Raw genomic sequence first — 20,358 nt, 5'->3', positions numbered from 1 at the left:
TAACTTTACTTCCCTTAACCTAATTCTTCGAGGCTAATATCAAACTCTTTTACATTCACTTTAGATACGCCATCTGAAGCATCAATTTCTGTTGTACCAGCTTTTTGTTCAGACATTAATTTAACGATTTCCGCCGCATATTTGCTTGTCCCTTGCTGATATGCTTCATTGCCAATTTTACGACTGCCGAGCGGCCTGCTGCCACCCTTAGCCTCGACGATGATGATTTCTTCAGTATCATCTGAGAGGTACACCATATTGAAATCACCTGGTTTCGATCCCTAAGTTGCAAGGTCTTTGGGATGGCTCAACTTAGCATTAGGGCGTATATTCCGAATAAAGTCATCCGCGACCAACTCACCAATTTTTGCAGACTGCTGGTTAATATTACCAATTTGAGCGTGATATCCCTCTTTGCTAGCTCGAGCGTCCATTGCCTCTTGACGCTCTTTCAAGCATTCATCAATTTTTGCTTTGTTTCTTTCTGTTAGCTCATAATCACTCGTATTGAGTTCAGACTTTTTTATACTATGCCAGTATTGGCTGCCCCAAACCTGTTGGGTCAATCCACTGGATATGGTGGACTGCATATTGGTAATGCCACCAATGATGGAGCGTTCAACAAACAACAAGCTCCCCACCTCAAACGTAAAAGCCACCCCATGAGAGATGGCTTGTATATTGATTTGCTAAAGGAGTTTATCGAATGATCTTCCCTGCTTTTACATCTTCTAGCCAACGTCCTTCGACGAGATAAGCTGGAAGCCAACCAGTTTCAACTGACAAACGGTTGCCTTTGTCGTACCACATACAGGCCATGCCAAGAAGAGGGAAAGATATGAAAGTTTCTATAGAAATCAAGTCCTCTGGCTTATCGAGCCTCATTTGGTATTTCTCTTGGAAATGTAGGTTTTTAACGAGCACTTCCTCAAAATCATAACCAATATTAGTAGTGAGCGCTGCGAAGGTTTCTAGGACCCCCATCGCAATTTCCAACGCCCAGTTATCCCCTTGAGCTACCGCTGCGTCCATTGCTGCAACCAGCTTATCAGGATAATCCGATGTGCGATTGTGGAACGACTGAATGACGTCTACTAGCATATAAGACAGCTCACCCGCTTTGGTAGAGCTCTGTCTCATCAAAGAAATCGGAAAGTTCGCCAATACGTCTAAACTTAGCCTGTCACGCACAACTGTCGATATGAAATACATATCAATCCATCTATTAGGATTTATGCACCCCGTTTTTAAAATACCTTCCCCGTCCCACTTTACTTCAGGATAGTCGAGAATCTTTATAGTTAATTCACCATTGGGATTCCTAGCAAGTCGATGATAACAAGCGCCCATTAGAGAAGTTTCGTAAAGACGTAATGTACAAATTTGTTCGTCTTCATGCGAGGTTTGAAACCAGGTATACCAGCGAACCTGGTCAATGGCGAAATCACCAAGACTGACCAGGTTTTCCCGCCTGATTTTAAGACCCTCTTTTCGCTGATCTAGTATCTTATTGATAAATTCTTTCTCAGAAGAAACTCCACTTTCACTCAACTCAGGGTTTGCTTTGTGTTCTACAACTTTACTTTGCATTTTAACTTAGTCCTTTGGAATCAATTTTAAATTCTGACACTTCTACTTTTACATCTGAGACATTCCCACCTTCAGGGATGTTTGCTTGAGTATGTATATATCGAATAGGTATACCGAACGAAGCTGCATGTTGAATTTTTCTTGCTGTTATTTTTTCAGTCGTCCCTTCCTTTTTTTCAGACATTAGGTTGGTGATTTCTGCAGTGTATTCCGTTGTCCCTTGCTGATATGCCATATTTCCAATTTTTCTACTACCCAAAGGACTGCTCCCCCCTTTGGCCTCAACAATGATAATTTCACCTGGTGGTGGCTCTTCCACCTCGTAAACCATATCAAAGTCGCCCGGCTTCGAAATTGAGGTTCCAATATCTTTGGGATGAAGCAGCTTAGCATTAGGACGTTTACTCCGGACAAAGTCATCCGCGGCTAACTCACCAATTTTTGCAGACTGTTGGTTAATATTGCCAATTTGAGCGTTATATCCCTCTTCGCCAGTTCGAGCGTCCATTGCCTCTTGACGCTCTTTCAAGCATTCATCAATTTTTGCTTTGTTTTTTTCTGTTAGCTCATAATCACTCATATTGAGTTCTAAGTTTTCTTTATACTCTGCTTTATTCAGCACAAGATCTTCAGTGAAGATCGTGCAACCTTTCTCCCCACCAACTTTCTCAGAGTCAAAAACATGCGCATTGACAAACTCCTCAATCCCAACAACATACTGCACTTCGTGTCTGGTGCCATCTGAATGATTAATATGACGATAAAAAGTAATCTCGTTTCTCTCGCAATCGATATGGTCTAAATCGTATTCATATCGGATATGATTTTTAGCTTTTGGGGAACGTTATTTGCGCCAGATACTCAGCCAGCATTTTCTGCAAGCGTTTTAGCCCTTCTTCACAAAGAAAACCTGTTGGGTCAATCCACTGGATGGGGTTGATTGAATATCGGTAAACATATAAGCCACCTCGTGAAAGGTGGCTTATATACTGAATTTCTATATAAATGATAATTTATCGTGTGATCTTCCCTACTTTTACATCTTCTAGCCAACGCCCTTCAACGAGATAAGGAGGAAGCCAACCGGTTTCAACAGATAAACAGTTACCTTTGTCGTACCACATACAAGCCATGCCAAGCAGAGGGAAAGAGATGAAGGTTTCGATTGAAATCAATTTTTTAGGAGCATCCAAGCGCATTTGATATTGCTCCTGGAACTGCAGGTTCTTAATGAGTACCTCTTCAAAGTCATAATCAATATCGGTTGTCAGGGCGGCAAAGGTTTCTAAAATGCCCATGGCGATTTCTAATGCCCAGTCATCACCCTGAGCAACTGCAGCGTCCATTGCTGCGACTAGCTTATCGGGGTAATCCGATGTGCGGTTGTGGAATGACTGAATCACATCCACCAGCATGTAAGAAAGCTCACCAGCCTTCGTAGAACTTTGTTTCATCAGAGAAATCGGAAAGCTCGCCAATACGTCCATACTTGGCCTGTCACGCACGATCACCGAAGTGAAATAAGCATCAAGCCATCGGTTAGGGTGTAAACACCCCGTTTTTAAAATACCTTCACCTTTCCAGGTTACTTCCGGGTATCCAGGTAATTGAATACTTTGAGGCTCGTCAGGTCTCATGGCGAGCTGATGATAAAATGCACGCATTAATGATGCTTCATATAGACATAGTGTGCCGGTTCTCTCATCATCATTTAATGGAGGTAGCCATGTATACAGGCGAATTTGCTCAGACACATCATCACTCAAATAAACCAAGTTTTCTCTTTTTATCGCAATGCGCCTTTTTCGTTTATCTAAGTTCTCTTTTACTTCTTCTCTGTAAGCATCTATTGCCGCTTGAGTTAGACTAATATGAGCCAATCGCTCAATCTTTTTTAATTCCTTGGCATCAAACATTTCCAAATTCTCCCATGTCTATATCAAATTCTTTCGCTTTAATTTTCGAGACTTTACCATCTGAAGATATTTCTGCTTGTGTATGAATATAACGAATCGGAATATCATCTTTGATAGCGGATTTGATGTGATTTGCAGCAATCTTTTCCGTTGTACCTTGTTCTTGCTTAGACATCTCACCAATAATTGCTGCTGTATATTCAGTTGTCCCTTGCTGATATGCCATATTTCCAATTTTACGACTGCCGAGCGGGCTGCTGCCACCCTTAGCCTCGACGATGATGATTTCTTCAGGATCATCTGAGAGGTACACCATATCGAAATCACCTGGTTTCGATCCCGAAGTTGCAAGGTCTTTGGGATGGATCAACTTAGCATTAGGGCGTATATTCCGAACAAAGTCATCCGCGACCAACTCACCAATTTTTGCTGACTGCTGGTTAATTTTAGCAATTTGGGCGTTATGCCCTTCTTCGCCGCTACGCGCATCCATTGCCTTTTGACGTTCTGCTAAACACTTATCAACCTTTTGTTTGCATTCTTCAGAAAGTTTGTATTTCTCATCCTCATCCTTATTATTGAATTCGAATTCTGAGTTATCCTTGTAATCCGCTTTATTCAGCACTAGGTCCTCGGTGAAGATGGTGCAGGTCTTATCGCCACCGACCTTCTCTGAATCAAACACGTGAGCATTAACAAACTCTTCTATCCCGACTACGTACTGCACTTCATGTTTGCTTCCGTCAGAATGATTAATGTGGCGATAAAAAGTAATCTCGTTCTTCTCGCAATCAATATGGTCTAAATCGTATTCATATCGAATATTGTTTTTACCATTGGGTTTTCGGATTTTGACTTGCGAGCGAACGCCACCTTCTCCGACAGATGACTCTTTTGCTGCTTCTAAAATCTGATCGCAAACCTCTTGGGGAACATCGCTTTGCGCCTGATACTCAGTCAGCATTTGCTGTAAGCGTTTTAGCCCTTCTTCACAAAGAAAACCTGTTGGGTCAATCCACTGGATAGGATTGACTGCATATTGGTAATGGTTAATGCCACCAGCAATAGATATCGGGTCTTGTTGGATAAAACGTCCTAGCTTAGGGTCGTAATACCGAGCGAGGTTGTAGTGTAAGTTGGTTTCTTGATCGAAATACTGTCCTTGAAAACGCAATGGATTTACTACTTTTTCAATATGTACATGAGCAAAGCCGTTAGCATCGTAGCTGGCACTCCATACAACATTCCCTTCGCAATCGATTAGTCGCTCTGGTTTACCAACTTGATCGCACTGGTACCAATAAATAACGTCATTTTCTAGCAGTGCCACTGGCGTGTAAGTTTCGGGTTGATATAGGTACCAACGGAAAGCACCTGAAGAGCGTTCACCAATTAAACGTTCACCTTCCCACAGGAACTCCTTAACGCCTTTTTGTGTAATTTTTTTCGTTCTGCGCCCTAATGCATCATATTCATATTGACTGATACCATCGTCGGTGTGAACTTCAATGAGCTGATTTAACGCATCAAATACGCGAGTCTGAACGTGTCCTTGCCCCTCACGTTTTGTCTGGTTTCCTTGCGCGTCATATTTGAACCGTACATCATCGTGTACTTCAATACGATCAGCGAATACATCTGAAGTTGGCAAAGTAGGATTGCCAAAACTATCGTATTCAAATTTAGTCACATCTCCGGAAGCATTGACTCGTTTAAGTTGCCCTAAGGTATCGTACTGATAGTGCGTTGCTCCTGCCGTATTATCAATGATTGATGAAATACGGTTTTGTGCGTTGTAAACGTACTTTTTCTCTCTATCTGGCCAATGCTGTTCAACCAAACGACCAACACCATCATAAATGATGCGCTCATTAAAATATGCCGTTTCAATTTGGGAAACTCGTCCCATTTCATCGTAATGAAATTTGATTTGAGGTAAATCTAGGTTTCCAAACCGAATCGCTGAAAAACGCCCATATCGATCGTAAGAGAAGTTCAGTTCCGTATTATCTGGCAGTACCTGAGATACGCGTTGGCCAACTCTGTTAAACTCCTGCGCTATCTCAAACTGGCCTTGAATGCGCTTTGTTAAATGCCCAAATGAAGAGTATTGGTATTGCAATGTTTGATGGCGATTGGATGCTAAAGTAAGTCGCCCACCAAGCGTATAATTGAAGTGGTTCTCTACAATACTGCTACCATTTCCTGCTTTGACGTGCATGAGATAACCCGCAGCGTCATAGCGATACAGCACCGTTCTATCGGCGACTTGCTTACGATGGAGCCGCCCCATATGATCATAATCAAATTGGCTTTGTAGATTATCAAACCCAATAGTTCCTGATAGCTGGCCTTCATCGTCATACAGGAATTCGAACTCTAAGCCGTCACTCCGAACTAATTTAGTCAGGTTACGTTGTTGATCGTATTCGTAAGAAATATGGCTGCCATCGGGAAAGATGACTGCTTCTTGTTGCGCGAGTGCTCCCCATTGATACGAGGTAATGCCTGCTGGCGTCCGAATCTGAGCAACACGACTGTGCTCATCGTAAGAATATTCTTCGCTATAACCGGCTTTGTCTTCGTCGTTAAAATAACGAACTGATGTACGCCTGCCAAATTGATCATAAGCGAGTTGAGCAATACACCCATCGGGATAAGCAACGCCATTCACTAAATCTTCTTCATTGTAGCTGTAACGAAGTAATGTACCGTCTATTTCATTCGCGATAAGTCTTTGTTGTTCATCCCACCACCATTGACTTTTCTTACCATCTTCAGACTCTTTTTTGACGACTTGCCCGTGTTTATCGTAATCATATTCCGTGACACAGCCAAACTGGTCGGTATCCCAAACTCTTTGACCGAGGCTATTGTAGTAAGCCTTCTCGATATCCCCATCTGGCGAAACCGTTTTAACTAACTTACCTAAGCCGTCATAGCCATATTGAATTTCTTTGCCAGAGGAATGAAACTTAGAAACCAATTGACCATGCTGATTATATTGATAATTGACCGTTGACTGATCAGGATAGATAGCTTGTGCTTTTCTTCCTAATTCATCATATTGCCATCGCCAAGTTTTACCTGTGGGGCTTATTTTCTCGAGTAAGTTACCCTGCTCGTCATGCAAGAAAGACCATTGATGATCTAACGAGTCAGAATAAGAAGAGTGATTTCCCTGATAATGGAAGCGATAGTCATAAATTCCTGCGTCCCCAACGTTCCTGATGCATTTCGCGTTAGCACCTTCGCCATCCCATTCAAAATAATGAGTAAAGCCAGTTGGTCGTACACGCTTAACAATTAAATGGCCGCGGTATTGATACTGTTCCTTTAAGCCTAAATGATTAGTTGCACTGACCAAATCATCGTGCTCATCATAGGTATAAGTTGTCAGAACTTTTTGGGACTTTGCATTAAGCAGTTCTACAAGGCGTCCTTGCTTATCATATTGACATTCAAGAACCGGACGCTTGTTATATGCGATCTCGATCAATCGATGGTTTCGAGAATACTGCAATTGAAACGTTGAAAACGTGCCATTTCTAACTTGTTTAACAAGCCAGCGATCATCTTTTTGCTCAAACCGATATTGATGCCCATTAGCGAGCGTTACAATCCGAGTTGTTGAGCTCAGGAAATAACAGCTCGCACCAGCGTATATTTGATAACTTGTTGCTCCAATATCTACTGGCTCAAATTCTGTGATATCGGCCTTATCGTCAACAAACTCCCAAGCGATAACATTGTCTTTCTCGTTCGTCTTTTCGCGTAATTCAAACTGAAATGCATGTCGCCAACCAAAGCCCATTCCATGATTTACATCCGACTGCGAAGAGCGGTAAGTACGCTGCCAAGTAGTACCTTGTTGTAGCTCGATATCATAGAGTTCGAGAATTTCTTCACCCGTCACAAGTGATACAGGATCACCGGCTTTCTCATGTTTTTCGCTGCTTTGTTGCTGAGGCTTGGCGGATGCGGCACTTCTGCCACTCTTTTTATTCGACTTCCCCTTTCCCTTCGATGGTTTTGCATTGACGGTATTTTGAGTCGGTGGAGGCGTAACCGCCGACGAGAGTGCGTAGTTTTCGCCGGTAGGTACAATTCGAGCGACATGCAAGTCACCGTTCACCAAAGCATTGGCAAACGTTGAATTATAGTGTTGGGAAGTAAGCTCACCGTCAGGTATGTTTGGCTTGAATTGACCAATCGCATAGAACAAATCCTCGACATAGCGAAGGTCAAGCTCACCAAAGCTCTCAAGAAACTCTATTGCCTCTTGTTTGGTCACGAATGTTTTAGGTTCGCCGCTAGTAAGTAACTGACCAGAGAAGTGATAACTTTCGCCAAAGCGATTCGTGATAGGAATGACGAATTGAGGGATCATAGCCGTAACGTGTTTGTCCTTTTCTTACCTTGCCGCATCATTTAATGCTCGTTTCGCTCTTTTTATTTGTGAGAGCAAGATGCCTTAATCAAACATCCTCCGATAGAGATTCCTCTGTATGCGTAGACTGAATGTATTGATGGCAATTTTCACGTATGCAACTCTTTGAATTTCTGAGCGCAGCGTACTTTAACGGGACGATGAATCCTGAGTAAATGAACAATAGCGTGAGTGAGACTAATGTCTCATCGTGACGCGATTTTTTTACATGTTTCTTACTTAACTATGATTTTCTGCCCAGTTACGTAAATTCACTCAATAAGTTGCATCAAGTATCACCACTGCGACTCAACGCTTCATATTTGAGACAAAACAGCAACAAAAAAACCGCCTATTACGGCGGTTTTTCTTAAAGAATACTGATTAAAGGTTTGGACCTGTCGATGGTCTGTGTGGTTGGTTATTGAGCAGTTGCTGCATCCCTTGAAACATTCGCATAAACCACACCAAGATGGCTAATGCAGCAAACACCATCCCTACCCAAGGAATAAAGTAAGCGATGGTTTCAAGCAAAGTACTATGCAACCAATAATCACTCACGCCAACGAGTACACCGTTAGAAGTCGCGACGGTGACGATCAACACAACAAAAAACGTCAGGTAGAGAAAGAAGGTGCGAATTAAACCGTAGTAATGAGAAATCACTACGTCGCTGTCTTCTCCCTTATCTAATCGGTAACCCGCATAGATAATTGCGATAACGCCTGAGATCAGAAACGTAAACGGGGTCAGACAGCTCAGGATGTACGCAACCCAAATCCCGTTATGAGGTTTGTTCATTCGCTTTCGCTCCTTTTACTTCCGTTTGTGCCGTATCTGTTTCACCCATCGCTTCTTTGGACTTCACTTCCTCATACCAAAGATCGTGATGCTCTTTCGCCCATGTTTCATCAACTTCACCTGTCACCATGCCTTCTAGCGCACCTTCCATACCGAATAGACCAATATAGATGTGGAAGATAAAGCCACAGATTAGAATCAGCGCCGAAATCGCATGAATTAAGTTAGAAAGCTCCATGTCGCGGCGAGTTTGGCCAAAGATAGGAAAGTCCAGAACTAAGCCACTCACTGCCGCGATAGCACCAAAGAAGATTAACAACCAATAGATTGCCTTCTCACCACCGTTTGAGAAACCAGCTGACGGATGTGTGCCTTTGTGTTTACCAACCATGCCGCCCATTTTCATAAACCAACGAACATCTGTCATGTTTGGAATCGACTTGCGCCACCATTTAAAGAGCACGAGCATCAGTAAAATGAAGAACAATGGTCCCATGTAATTGTGGTACTGCTTCGCCAACATGACGATAAAGCCCCAGAACTCAGTAGGAACGTACGGTTTTAAGAAGTGCTTACCGTAAACCAGCATCAAACCACTGAATGCCAGCGTTAAGAATGTAAACGCCATACTCCAGTGAAGCGCGCGGTCTAAACGAGACCAACGCTTCATCTTTTTACCAGTACGCGGCTTGCTAAGCATCAAAGGACCAACGAATACGTAAGCCATGATAACCATCGCGATACTGCCGAAAATCGCGACAGCACCAGCAGGAGACATCCATTTCTCTTTTAGAATGTACCAAGTCTCACCAGGTTTACTGATCAATACGCCATGTTCTGGCGATTGGGACGTGGTGTAGCCTTCTTGCCCCTCTCTGACTTCGCGCCAATAGTCTGCCCCGGCGAGTTGCGTGATCTCCTGTTGAATAACTTTAGAAGATTGTTCCTCTCCTGAAGCAGGCATTGCGAAAGTCAGCAGCAATGCCGTCATCATTGACAGCATTGCTAGAGATGCACGTTTAAGCGTGTTTAACATGTGCCTCTCCTTACTTAGCTTTTCGTCGCATCGTAAGAAAGATCGTTTCCGTCTGTCCAACCTGCGTTTTTCGCGCCGCGTTCTACCACACGTTGACGGAAAATGTCAGAGACTTTCTCTGCGTCACCCGCAAGCAGCGCTTTGGTTGAACAAAGCGATGCACACATCGGTAACTTGCCTTCTGCGATACGGTTCGCACCGTATTTTTGACGTTCTTCCTCAGAGCCAGGCTCTGTTTCTGGGCCGCCCGCGCAGAAAGTACATTTATCCATTTTGCCACGTTCACCAAACGCTTCTTGTTTAGGAAATTGAGGTGCGCCAAACGGACAAGCAAACAAACAGTAACCACAACCGATACACAGATCTTTATTGTGAAGAACGATGCCGTCTTCGGTATGTTCGAAACAGTCTGCTGGACAAACTGCCATACAAGGTGCATCGGTACAGTGCATACAAGCAACAGAGATAGAGTTTTCACCAGCTTCACCGTCGTTTAGTGTTACCACGCGACGACGTTGAATGCCCCATTCAAGCGCATCGTCGTTTTCGTTCTTACATGCAGTAACACAGCCGTTACACTCGATACAGCGCTTGGTGTCACATAGAAATTTCATTCGTGCCATTGTCAGACTCCTTACGCTTTACGAATGTTACATAGGGTTACTTTGGTTTCCTGCATCAAGGTAACCGGGTCGTAACCGTAAGTGGTTGCCGTGTTAGCCGATTCGCCAACAACGTAAGGTTGTGTACCTTCTGGGTATTTAGGGCGTAGGTCTTCACCTTCGAACTTACCGCCAAAGTGGAACGGAATGAACGCCAAACCAGGTTTCACACGACGTGTTACCATCGCTTTCACCTTGATTCGTCCTTTCTCTGCACCTTCAACCCAAACATCATCACCATCTCTAAAGCCAAGATCGTTCGCGTCTTTCGGGTTCACTTCAACAAACATTTCTTGTTGAAGCTCGGCAAGCCAAGGGTTTGAACGCGTCTCTTCACCACCACCTTCGTATTCAACCAGACGGCCAGAAGTCAGAACGATTGGGTACTCGCCCGATTTGTCTTGCTCTTGAATGGATTTATACAACGTAGGAACACGGAAGATTGCATCTTTGTCTTCCCAAGTTGGGTAATCCGTTACAAGGTCACGACGTGGTGTGTAAAGTGGTTCACGATGCAGTGGCACACGGTCTGGGAACGTCCAAACAATCGCACGCGCTTTCGCGTTACCAAATGGAATACAACCGTGCTTGATCGCGACACGCTGAATACCGCCAGAAAGGTCAGTCTTCCAGTTTTTACCCTCTGCTGCCACTTTCTCTTCAGCAGTTAAGTCGTCCCACCAACCAAGTTGTTTCAACAACTTGTCAGTGAACTCTGGGTAACCGTCTTTGATTTCACAGCCTTTCGAATAACTGTCTTCTGCAAGAAGGCTCTTGCCTTCAAATTCCACACCAAAGCGCGTACGGAAGTTACCGCCACCTTCTGCAACCGTCTTAGACGTATCGTACAGAATGTGTGTACCTGGGTGTTTCATTTCTGGTGTGCCCCAGCATGGCCAAGGTAGACCATAGGTTTCACCGTTGACAGGGCCACCTTCCGCTTCCAATGTGGTTTTGTGGAACGTATGCCAGTTTTGTTGGTGCGCTTTCAAACGCTCTGGGCTTTGGCCTGTGTAACCAATCGTCCACATGCCTTTGTTGAATTCACGCGTTAGGTCTTCAATCACCGGCTGGTTGTTTTCAACACGGATGTTTTTGAACAGAAGATCGGAATAGCCCAGTTTCTTCGAAAGCAGGTACATGATTTCGTGGTCTGGTTTTGATTCAAACAAAGGTTCAATCACCTGATCACGCCATTGTAGAGAGCGGTTAGATGCGGTAACGCTGCCGTGTGTTTCAAACTGTGTTGTTGCAGGAAGCAGGTAAACGCCGTCGGTACGGTCGTTCATTACCGCAGCAACCGTTGGGTATGGGTCCACAATCACCATCATGTCCAACTTCTGCATCGCTTTTTTCATCTCAACACCACGTGTTTGAGAGTTCACTGCGTGTCCCCAGTAGAACATTGCACGGATGTTTTCGCGTTGACGAATGTTGTCTTTGTTTTCCAGTACACCATCAACCCAACGAGATACAGGAATACCTGCACTGTGCATTGGTTTCTGACCGCTATAAGCGTTGTCATCGAAACGACCTTTGATCCATTCGTAATCGATTTCCCACACTTTTGACCAATGACGCCAAGCGCCTTCAGAAAGGCCGTAGTAGCCCGGTAGCGTGTCAGAGAGCACGCCAAGGTCGGTTGCGCCTTGTACGTTATCGTGACCACGGAAGATGTTTGCACCGCCGCCTGATTTACCAATGTTTCCAAGCGCTAGCTCAAGCACACAGTAAGCACGTGTGTTGTTGTTACCAGTAGTATGCTGAGTACCACCCATACACCAAACAATACAGCCCGGGCGATTTTCAGAAAGCAGTTTTGCTGTTTGGTAAACGTCTTCTTCGCTTACGCCTGTTACGCGCTCAACTTCTGCTGGCGTCCATTTCGCCACTTCAGCACGGATCTCATCCATACCGAATACACGTTGACGGATGAACTCTTTATCTTCCCATTGGTTTTCGAAGATGTGCCACAACACACCCCAAATGAATGCTACGTCAGAACCAGGACGAAGTGAGACATAGTGATCCGATTTTGCTGCCGTACGTGTACGACGAGGATCCGCTACGACGATCTTACAGTTGTTCTTCTCTTTTGCGATCAGAATGTGCTGCATCGCTACTGGGTGTGCTTCAGCTGGGTTTGAACCAATGAATAGCATCGACTTACAGTTGTGCATGTCATTGAAAGAGTTGGTCATCGCACCGTAACCCCAAGTATTCGCTACACCCGCCACGGTTGTTGAGTGACAAATACGCGCTTGGTGGTCAACGTTGTTCGTACCCCAAAGTGATGCCATTTTTCGGAACAAATACGCTTGTTCGTTGCTGTGCTTTGCGCTTCCCAAGAAGTAAACCGAATCAGGGCCGGACTCTTTACGGATGTCCATCACCTTGTTACCGATTTCTTCGATCGCTTGATCCCAAGAAAGCTTTTTCCACTTACCGTTTTCAAGCTTCATTGGGTATTTAAGACGGCGCTCACCGTGGCCATGTTCACGCAGTGCTGCACCTTTTGCACAGTGACCACCGGCGTTAAATGGGTGGTCGAATGCAGGCTCTTGACCCGTCCAAACACCATTTTGAACTTCTGCGTAAATACCACAACCCACTGAACAGTGAGAACAGATAGTACGTTTTACTTCTGTTTTCGCTTCTGGATCGACTGATTTTGCTTGCGCTTTTTTCATCATTCCCGGTGCGAATAGACTAGCACCAACCACTGCGCCACCAGCGGCAAGCGAAGTGTTTTTCATGAATGCACGACGAGATACGCCAAGCTGGTTCGTTTCTTTGCTCACACTGTCGGAGCGTTTGACAAGTTTCATCCGTTATCTCCTAAAGTGTGTCGTAGTAATCGCGAATGTGTTGAGTTTCACGATACCCTTTCTTCTTCACGTCGTTTTCAGAAGGCTCAACCGTTTCTGAAGCAACGGCCACTTTCGTGGTTCCCGCAACAACAGCACCGGCAACGGCAGCGGTTGTGAAGCCTTTTAGGAGATCCCTACGGCTTGTGTTTATTTCTTTATTATCTTTCATCATTGCTTCCTTACCTTACGGTAGATCTTTGGAGACTCATGCCTCTCTATCGATATGACCAAGTACTGCTCGATTACTCGTAATCAGTGACGTTTTTCACATCAATTTTTAATTTGTTCTTACTGCTTTTGGTGTTCACGCTAAAGCGGACTTGCTCTAACGTTAAAAATGCATCGCAAAGCTGTGCAGCTGGCTTGTAGAAGTTCACGCTTTCGGCGCTCTCTAGTTGGCGCGTAAAAGATTGGAACCAAGGAGCAATGTGTTTGTTAAACACCGCTTGTTGAAGTTCTTCCTCTTCACCTGTCAGCATTGCCATCACTTCGCACAGTGCAGAAATATGGTCTTCAGGCTCTTTCACGTTCTCTTCTCGTTCGATGCCTAAAAGATCCAAATCGCGACGAATTTCCGCTAACGGTTTTTCCATCATCGAGCCAGTGCGATGCCAAGATCCGAATGGCACAACTTCACCACGTCCAATGCCAATAAACAGATCTTGATATTCTTCTTCTAACGCTTCTCGCTGCGCTTCGTTCGCGGCTTGTTGCAGTGCGAGCCAAGCTTTTTGCATCGCGCTCTCAGACGGTTCAATTTCTAGCGATTTCAGGAACGCCAGCATTTCATCACTAGGCGCACTACGAAAAAGTGCAGATAGAACGAGATAAATGTCTGTTCTCAGTGTTTGTTCTTGTTGTGTGTCCACTGCGAGCTCCTAGTATTTCAGTTGTTTCATTGGGTCTTCTGCCATCGACTCAAACATGTCGATCACACGGCAGTCTTCACACATCGCGATACGATTGATCGCCGCTTCATCAGAGAAGTGAGAGTGACCGCGTAACTTGTTTTGTAGCATGTCGATCATCGATTGCGGAGCAAAAGGCTTGTGACAACGAATGCACTCGGCTGCCTTTTCTTCATGAATCACAACCGCTTTCTGGCGTTCTTCTTTCACCCAGTTCATACGAGGAGTAAGCGTCAGCACTTTCTCTGGACACGCTTTCTCGCACAGCCCACATTGAATGCAGTCTTGCTCGACGAATTTAAGTGACGGAGATCGACCGTCCGTATGCAATGCACGTGTTGGACACACCGCCACACAGCTCATACACAACGTACAATCTTTGCTCTCACAAGAAACAGTGCCGTAAGGTGCGTTTGCTGGCAGTTCAACAATATTCTCAACTGGAATACGAGAAGACGACATCGCATCAAGCGCCGTAAATAGACGCTGACGTTTGTTACCTTGCAAATCACCTAATGCCAAATCAAAAGACTCTGTACAAAGTGTCGGAGCACCTTCACGTAGTGACTCTAGATACAGAATGTCGATGGTTTCTTTGGCGATACCAAGCTGACCGAGCAGCTCTTGAGCAATACCTACTTCGCTATTAAGCACACGAATAATGGTTTGAGGCATAAAACGTGAAGCCGCAAACAGCACCTGAGTAGCACCATTCACAAGCGCGGCGAACCAAGTATCAATACCAACCGAAGGCAGTTCTTCCACCACAATTGGAATCACATTATCTGGCAGTGCTTTTAGTGCCATCACGTTGTAGCTCTCGTGGCGAGAACTGCAAATCAATACGATAGGATCTAAACCACCCGCTTGCTCATAGTTGGCGAGCGTACGTTCAATAAACTTTTGCGTATCTTCAGGGTTTGGCAGTGCGTAATGAATCGCTTCTGTCGGACACGCTGTAGCACAAGTACCCACGCCTTGACATAGGTATGGGTTGATCTCGATGCGATGGCCCGTTTTGTCGCTGCCTTCACTCGATAGTGCCCCTGCCGGACAAGCATCCACACACCGTTCGCAACCTTTTACGCCACGAGAGCTGTGTGCACATAAATCGGTATCTAAACGGAAGAATTTCGGTTTATCGAACGTCCCCATTAAGGTTGGAATCTCTTCCAACGCTTCAGCCAGTTTCGGATAGCCACGACCTACTGGGTAGTAGCCCGGTACTGGGACTTCTTCCGACATGCAGCTGTTAAGGCAAAGATCGAGTACGATATCGAAACAATCGCTATTGATCGCGACCTTGGCAAGATTGTTGGTCGAACCATGATTTTCAATCAGAACTTCAAACGTACCTAAGAACCCTGAAACCTGAACCGAATTGGCGTAATAAAGCTCGGGATTTGTGCCCTTTTCGCCATCGGTAGAAAGCAGCGTTAGGCTGTTCATTTGCGACAATTGCGCTGCCGCACTTTCGATGATTGCTGTTGGGCCCACAATCAAAGTATTACCGCCGCTTTCATAGCTTACGGTTGGTGGAATAAGATTGGTCAACTCTACGGTATTTTCGAAAGCGTACAGCCTCGCTTTACCGTTATTGGAAGTTGCTTGTTCTAATAATTGTTTCAGCATTGCTCAATTCCATTTATGAACATGGATAGTCTTTTCCATCTCTTAGTGTAGTTAGCGCCGGAGATTCTGCTGATTAACTTATCAATGAGCATTCTTATTCCGCCATCTATAGGCGATGAATACTACGCAGTGCGTCCGTACTAACTTCAACCAGATTGGTATTGAGCAACAGATAGCAAGTGTCATGCCAATAAAATATCAACTAAAAATCAATAGGTTATCAATTTTACTGACAAATAGTAGGGATAAAAAAACCGGTTGAGACATTTTGTCTCAGCCGGCTCATTGAGTGTTTAGTCAAAATGTACCTATTCTTTGTGTGGTATATTTTGTCTCACCTCGTTAGGCGGTGATTCTTCAGCAAAAGTATCACTTTCGCCAAGCACTGTATTTATATACAGTTCATTTTCATCTTGAGTAATTTGGGCATTTTTGTCGGTGTTTGACTCTGCGTCTTCAACTACCTCAGATGCGATATCGTTAACATTAAGCTCAGACCCTTGCGCAGTTTCAGCGTCTGGTTCGTCTTCCACTTTGTCTTTAACCCAATCACGCAGCGTCTCAGCGACGTCTTGAGAAAGTGACTTTAAGTTACTGTAATCATCATCGTAATCATCTAGGCCGTCACGCACGTTAAATTCTTCGGACAAGAACATTTTGCGCAGCGCGGCTTTCTTAACGCTTTCTGAAGCTTCAGAAACCAGCAGTTGCGCCACAGACATTTCTTCGGTTTTTTCAGTCTCTACACTCGCGGTAATGTCTGGAGCCTGACTATCCTCATCGATGTTCAAAGCATCTGAGCTTTCGTCAGCGTTTGAAAGCGCTGTGACATTATCTTCGGATTGCTCCGTCTCTGCTATCGGCGTAATCTCTTCATCATGTTGGGAAGATTCTTCTAGTTTACGTTTCGACCAACGGCTTAAAAAACTAGTTGCCATTTGCTCTGCCTGCTCCTTTGCGTTTCTTGCGTCTTACTTCTAACAACTCACCGTGACGACCAATAAAGGCTTCCATCCAAGCCTGAACGGCTAACGGCATATCGTTAGATAGTACAAGGTTATCACCATCCATATATTGCGCCGCAACAGATTGTGAAGCCGTCAGTAACTGTATCGCTGGTTTTTCACCAGACTCGACGTTATCCATCACTAAAAAGAGTTTAGGTTGCTGAGAGCTTAAGTTAAAGCGGTAGTCTGTACGTTCATCTTTATGTAATTGCAACGGACAAACATCTGGAGTCTCTTCCGTCGGATTCAGCGCAAATCCTGTCAACTGCCATTGGGTTGTCACCCAAATCCCTGTACTGATCTCATGCTCAACAAGCTCTACGCCGATTGGCCATGTATCCTCAGTCTTTTCGTAATTTTTTTCGAAATCTTTCTTATCCGACATAACTCACCCAGTCTTTCTATTTTTGGCCTGAAAACACACAAGAGATTTTGCCCCCGTTTTCGACCATTTTTATTGTCTTCGAAGCAATAAACGCGCCAAGCTGATATAACTTAGTCTATATACTCCCTCAGGCTATAAGTACCAAACTAGACGAAACTCAAATGTATTGATGTGTCATTACTGCGAACTCGCAGTTTTAATGCATTGTTGACATAAAACCTCGCAATTTCTGTGGGAACCGCTATTTTGGAATGAGATTTGCTAGCCACTTAAAAAGCTAAAATGCGTAGCAACCTAACGCTCTTAATCACTAGGACACGACTGTGCTGAAACCAAATATTATTAAAACCAGTGAAAATCCCCTGCAAACCATTGAAGTCGATGTGTACGACGAGTACGGCGAAAAGCTCACGAAGCAAATCGCTTGCGAGCGTCCTCTTACGGTCATGCTGAACTGGAAAGAAGTGGTCACGCTCATGACGCTAGGTTCGCGTCCAGAAGCACTAGTACTGGGTTATTTAAAAAACCAAAGCTTCCTGTCCGATCCAGCCGCGATTGAATCCGTTATTATTGACTGGGAAACGCATTCCGCAGCGGTGATTACTAAAGAAAACACTGAACACTTAGAAGGCGCCCTGAAAAAGAAAACCGTCACCTCAGGTTGTGGCCAAGGCACTATGTATGGCAACGTGATGAAGCAGCTTGAAAATTATCAAGTGCCTCAAGTTCCTCTTAAGCAGTCAGAGATTTATTCTGCGCTGGAAGCGTTAACTCATTACAACGACACCTACAAAAAAGCGGGCGCAGTACACGGCTGTGCGGTTTGCAAAGGTAATGAAGTGTTGTCATTTGTGGAAGATGTCGGCCGTCACAACGCAGTGGATACACTTGCAGGTGAGATGTGGCTCAAAGAAGAAACAGGTGAAGATAAAATTTTCTACACAACTGGTCGCCTTACATCAGAGATGGTGATTAAAGTGGCTCAAATGGGCATTCCTGTTCTGCTTTCTCGCTCTGGCGTTACTCAAATGGGGTTAGATCTAGCGAAGCAATTTGGTATTACGACCATTGCGCGTGCGAAAGGTTTGCGCTTCCAAGTGTTTACAGGAGCCGACAAGGTTGAATTTGATGTAAAAGGCAACCAATAACACCTTTTCAGTGTAAACTAAAACCAATAATGCGGATTCACAGAGGATGTGGACTATGAATAATGACCAATTGTGGAATTTTCTGCTTACGCCCAGCGGTATCATGCTTTCTATGATTATTACCTTTGGCGTGGTCGGGCTCTATGCGTATATAACCGGTCAGTTTAAGGATTAAGGCCAAATATCAAAAAAGCCTCGCTAAATAGCGAGGCTTTTGCTTTTTAAACGCTTTGCGAGTAATTACGCGTCAACGCCACGAGATTTTAGGAACTCAGAGTAAGTGCCTTTAAAGTCTGTGATTTTACCATCGCGGATTTCGATAATACGCGTTGCTAACGAGTCTACGAATACACGGTCGTGAGAGACGAAGAACAACGTGCCTTTGTATTGCTCAAGCGCGGTGTTCAAAGATTCAATTGATTCCATGTCCATGTGGTTGGTTGGTTCGTCCATTAGCAGCATGTTTGGCTTGTGCATCATTAGCTTACCAAGCAGCATACGACCTTGCTCACCACCAGACAGTACTTTTACTGACTTCTTAATGTCATCTTGACCAAACAGCATACGACCAAGGAAACCACGAACGACTTGCTCGTCATCACCTTCTTGACGCCATTGACCCATCCAATCCGTTAGATTCATATCTTCTGCAAAGTCATGCGCGTGGTCTTGCGCGTAGTAACCGATGTTTGCATTTTCAGACCATTTGAACTCACCAGCACGCGGTTCAAGTACACCAGCAAGCGTGTTTAGAAGTGTTGTTTTACCCACACCATTTTCACCGATGATCGCAACGCGCTCTCCCACTTCAAAAATTGCATTGAAGTCTGAGAACAAGTCCTCTTCAAAACCTTGGCTCAGGTTTTCTACAATCAGAGCGTTACGGAACAGCTCTTTAGACTGTTCAAAACGAATGAATGGGTTTTGACGACTAGACGCTTTCACTTCGTCCAATTTGATCTTGTCGATTTGCTTCGCACGAGATGTCGCTTGTTTTGCTTTCGATGCGTTTGCAGAGAAACGCGCAACGAAAGTTTGTAGCTCAGCGATTTGTGCTTTCTTCTTAGCGTTGTCGTTTAGTAGACGTTCGCGAGCTTGAGAAGCCGCCGTCATGTACTCGTCGTAGTTACCTGGGTAAACACGTAGTTCACCGTAGTCCAAGTCAGCCATGTGTGTACATACTGAGTTTAGGAAGTGACGGTCGTGCGAAATGATGATCATTGTGCAGTTACGCGCGTTTAGCGTGTCTTCCAACCAACGGATTGTGTCCATGTCCAAGTTGTTGGTAGGTTCGTCAAGAAGCATCACATCTGGGTCTGCGAATAGAACCTGCGCTAGAAGCACACGAAGTTTCCAGCCTGGTGCTACTTCACTCATTAGACCGAAGTGTTGCTCCATTGGGATACCTACAGCAAGAAGAAGCTCGCCCGCTTTGGCTTCTGCCATGTAGCCGTCCATTTCAGCAAACTGAACTTCTAAGTCAGCCACTTTCATGCCGTCTTCTTCGCTCATTTCAGCAAGTGAGTAGATGCGGTCACGCTCTTTCTTCACTTCCCATAGCTCTTTATGACCCATGATAACGGTATCGATTACAGTAAATTCTTCGTAAGCGAACTGGTCCTGGTTCAGTTTTGCAACGCGCTCGTTTGGATCGTAGCTTACGTTACCACTGGTTTGCTCAAGCTCGCCGCTGAGGATCTTCATAAAGGTTGATTTACCACAACCGTTAGCTCCAATTAAGCCATAGCGATTGCCTTCGCCGAACTTAACTGAAATGTTTTCGAATAGCGGCTTAGCGCCGAATTGTTGAGTAATATTCGCTGTGGAGATCAAAACCTTTACCTTAGCAATTGGGGTGTATTTAGAAAAACCGGGCAACGGTACTTGTTCATGCTACATACTGCAAGTGTTGTTTTTATTAATTCACTCCAAGTGAAATCATTGTAAGGTTTCTAAGAAGCAAAAGCGTAAACA

General features: G+C 44.6%; 14 protein-coding genes and 2 pseudogenes. 1 reads left to right on the top strand and 15 read right to left on the bottom strand.

From position 1 onward, the window contains the following. Positions 1-14 precede the first annotated feature (14 nt). The 14 genes and pseudogenes from R8N46_RS16480 to R8N46_RS16415 all read right to left on the bottom strand — a co-directional run. Positions 15-524 (bottom strand): annotated as a pseudogene (locus R8N46_RS16480) (type IV secretion protein Rhs); the annotation flags it as partial. A gap of 175 nt (positions 525-699) precedes the next feature. Further along, entirely contained in the window at positions 700-1,590 is an 891-nt protein-coding gene (locus R8N46_RS16475) for an immunity 49 family protein (RefSeq protein ID WP_213972498.1), read from the bottom strand. 1 nt (position 1,591) lies between these two features. Then, positions 1,592-2,537 (bottom strand): annotated as a pseudogene (locus R8N46_RS16470) (type IV secretion protein Rhs); the annotation flags it as partial. A gap of 66 nt (positions 2,538-2,603) precedes the next feature. After that, complete coding sequence (locus tag R8N46_RS16465; RefSeq protein ID WP_053350543.1) at positions 2,604-3,506, bottom strand: immunity 49 family protein; 903 nt, start codon at positions 3,504-3,506, stop codon at positions 2,604-2,606. After that, complete coding sequence (locus R8N46_RS16460; RefSeq protein WP_213972497.1) at positions 3,499-7,896, bottom strand: RHS repeat-associated core domain-containing protein; 4,398 nt, start codon at positions 7,894-7,896, stop codon at positions 3,499-3,501. Before R8N46_RS16460 ends, R8N46_RS16465 begins: the two co-directional genes overlap by 8 nt. A 423-nt stretch (positions 7,897-8,319) precedes the next feature. Further along, on the bottom strand, positions 8,320-8,736 hold the full coding sequence (locus R8N46_RS16455) for a membrane protein (protein WP_005377532.1): 417 nt from the start codon (positions 8,734-8,736) through the stop codon (positions 8,320-8,322). Then, positions 8,720-9,772, bottom strand: a complete 1,053-nt coding sequence (locus tag R8N46_RS16450; RefSeq protein WP_115385978.1) for a formate dehydrogenase subunit gamma — start codon at positions 9,770-9,772, stop codon at positions 8,720-8,722. Before R8N46_RS16450 ends, R8N46_RS16455 begins: the two co-directional genes overlap by 17 nt. A 14-nt stretch (positions 9,773-9,786) precedes the next feature. Further along, positions 9,787-10,395, bottom strand: coding sequence for a formate dehydrogenase FDH3 subunit beta (fdh3B, locus tag R8N46_RS16445; RefSeq protein WP_005377536.1), 609 nt, complete (start codon positions 10,393-10,395; stop codon positions 9,787-9,789). An 11-nt stretch (positions 10,396-10,406) separates the two neighbouring features. Further along, a complete protein-coding gene (locus R8N46_RS16440) occupies positions 10,407-13,262 on the bottom strand; it encodes a formate dehydrogenase subunit alpha (protein ID WP_005377539.1) in 2,856 nt (951 codons plus the stop codon). Between the two features lie 10 nt (positions 13,263-13,272). Further along, positions 13,273-13,473, bottom strand: a complete 201-nt coding sequence (locus R8N46_RS16435) for a twin-arginine translocation signal domain-containing protein (protein WP_005377542.1) — start codon at positions 13,471-13,473, stop codon at positions 13,273-13,275. A 73-nt stretch (positions 13,474-13,546) separates the two neighbouring features. Beyond that, a complete protein-coding gene (locus R8N46_RS16430) occupies positions 13,547-14,173 on the bottom strand; it encodes a molecular chaperone (protein WP_017820684.1) in 627 nt (208 codons plus the stop codon). A gap of 9 nt (positions 14,174-14,182) precedes the next feature. Beyond that, the gene (locus R8N46_RS16425) at positions 14,183-15,844 is read right to left on the bottom strand and encodes a 4Fe-4S dicluster domain-containing protein (protein ID WP_213972496.1); all 1,662 of its coding nucleotides are present in this window, start codon (positions 15,842-15,844) and stop codon (positions 14,183-14,185) included. A 308-nt stretch (positions 15,845-16,152) separates the two neighbouring features. Beyond that, a complete protein-coding gene (locus R8N46_RS16420; RefSeq protein ID WP_005389513.1) occupies positions 16,153-16,782 on the bottom strand; it encodes a DUF3306 domain-containing protein in 630 nt (209 codons plus the stop codon). After that, complete coding sequence (locus R8N46_RS16415; protein WP_005377550.1) at positions 16,772-17,236, bottom strand: DUF3305 domain-containing protein; 465 nt, start codon at positions 17,234-17,236, stop codon at positions 16,772-16,774. Before R8N46_RS16415 ends, R8N46_RS16420 begins: the two co-directional genes overlap by 11 nt. A 323-nt stretch (positions 17,237-17,559) precedes the next feature. Here R8N46_RS16415 and R8N46_RS16410 point away from each other — a divergent pair, with 323 nt between their 5' ends. After that, positions 17,560-18,384, top strand: coding sequence for a formate dehydrogenase accessory sulfurtransferase FdhD (locus tag R8N46_RS16410; protein ID WP_017820681.1), 825 nt, complete (start codon positions 17,560-17,562; stop codon positions 18,382-18,384). Between the two features lie 240 nt (positions 18,385-18,624). Here R8N46_RS16410 and R8N46_RS16405 read toward each other — a convergent pair whose 3' ends face one another. Continuing rightward, positions 18,625-20,217: an ABC-F family ATPase gene (locus R8N46_RS16405; protein ID WP_025766654.1), complete on the bottom strand. Its 1,593-nt coding sequence runs from the start codon at positions 20,215-20,217 to the stop codon at positions 18,625-18,627. Positions 20,218-20,358 lie beyond the last annotated feature (141 nt).

The sequence above is a fragment of the Vibrio sp. 1874 genome (genome assembly GCF_033344395.1).
Classification (GTDB): domain Bacteria; phylum Pseudomonadota; class Gammaproteobacteria; order Enterobacterales; family Vibrionaceae; genus Vibrio; species Vibrio alginolyticus.
This window is presented reverse-complemented; position numbering and strand designations above follow the sequence as displayed.

What these genes read in the sequence shown, in the direction of transcription:
- R8N46_RS16475 (WP_213972498.1), bottom strand. Translation starts at nt 1,590, where the DNA reads ATGCAAAGTAAAGTTGTAGAACACAAAGCAAACCCTGAGTTGAGTGAA.
- R8N46_RS16465 (WP_053350543.1), bottom strand. Translation starts at nt 3,506, where the DNA reads ATGTTTGATGCCAAGGAATTAAAAAAGATTGAGCGATTGGCTCATATT.
- R8N46_RS16460 (WP_213972497.1), bottom strand. Translation starts at nt 7,896, where the DNA reads ATGATCCCTCAATTCGTCATTCCTATCACGAATCGCTTTGGCGAAAGT.
- R8N46_RS16455 (WP_005377532.1), bottom strand. Translation starts at nt 8,736, where the DNA reads ATGAACAAACCTCATAACGGGATTTGGGTTGCGTACATCCTGAGCTGT.
- R8N46_RS16450 (WP_115385978.1), bottom strand. Translation starts at nt 9,772, where the DNA reads ATGTTAAACACGCTTAAACGTGCATCTCTAGCAATGCTGTCAATGATG.
- fdh3B (WP_005377536.1), bottom strand. Translation starts at nt 10,395, where the DNA reads ATGGCACGAATGAAATTTCTATGTGACACCAAGCGCTGTATCGAGTGT.
- R8N46_RS16440 (WP_005377539.1), bottom strand. Translation starts at nt 13,262, where the DNA reads ATGAAACTTGTCAAACGCTCCGACAGTGTGAGCAAAGAAACGAACCAG.
- R8N46_RS16435 (WP_005377542.1), bottom strand. Translation starts at nt 13,473, where the DNA reads ATGAAAGATAATAAAGAAATAAACACAAGCCGTAGGGATCTCCTAAAA.
- R8N46_RS16425 (WP_213972496.1), bottom strand. Translation starts at nt 15,844, where the DNA reads ATGCTGAAACAATTATTAGAACAAGCAACTTCCAATAACGGTAAAGCG.
- R8N46_RS16420 (WP_005389513.1), bottom strand. Translation starts at nt 16,782, where the DNA reads ATGGCAACTAGTTTTTTAAGCCGTTGGTCGAAACGTAAACTAGAAGAA.
- R8N46_RS16415 (WP_005377550.1), bottom strand. Translation starts at nt 17,236, where the DNA reads ATGTCGGATAAGAAAGATTTCGAAAAAAATTACGAAAAGACTGAGGAT.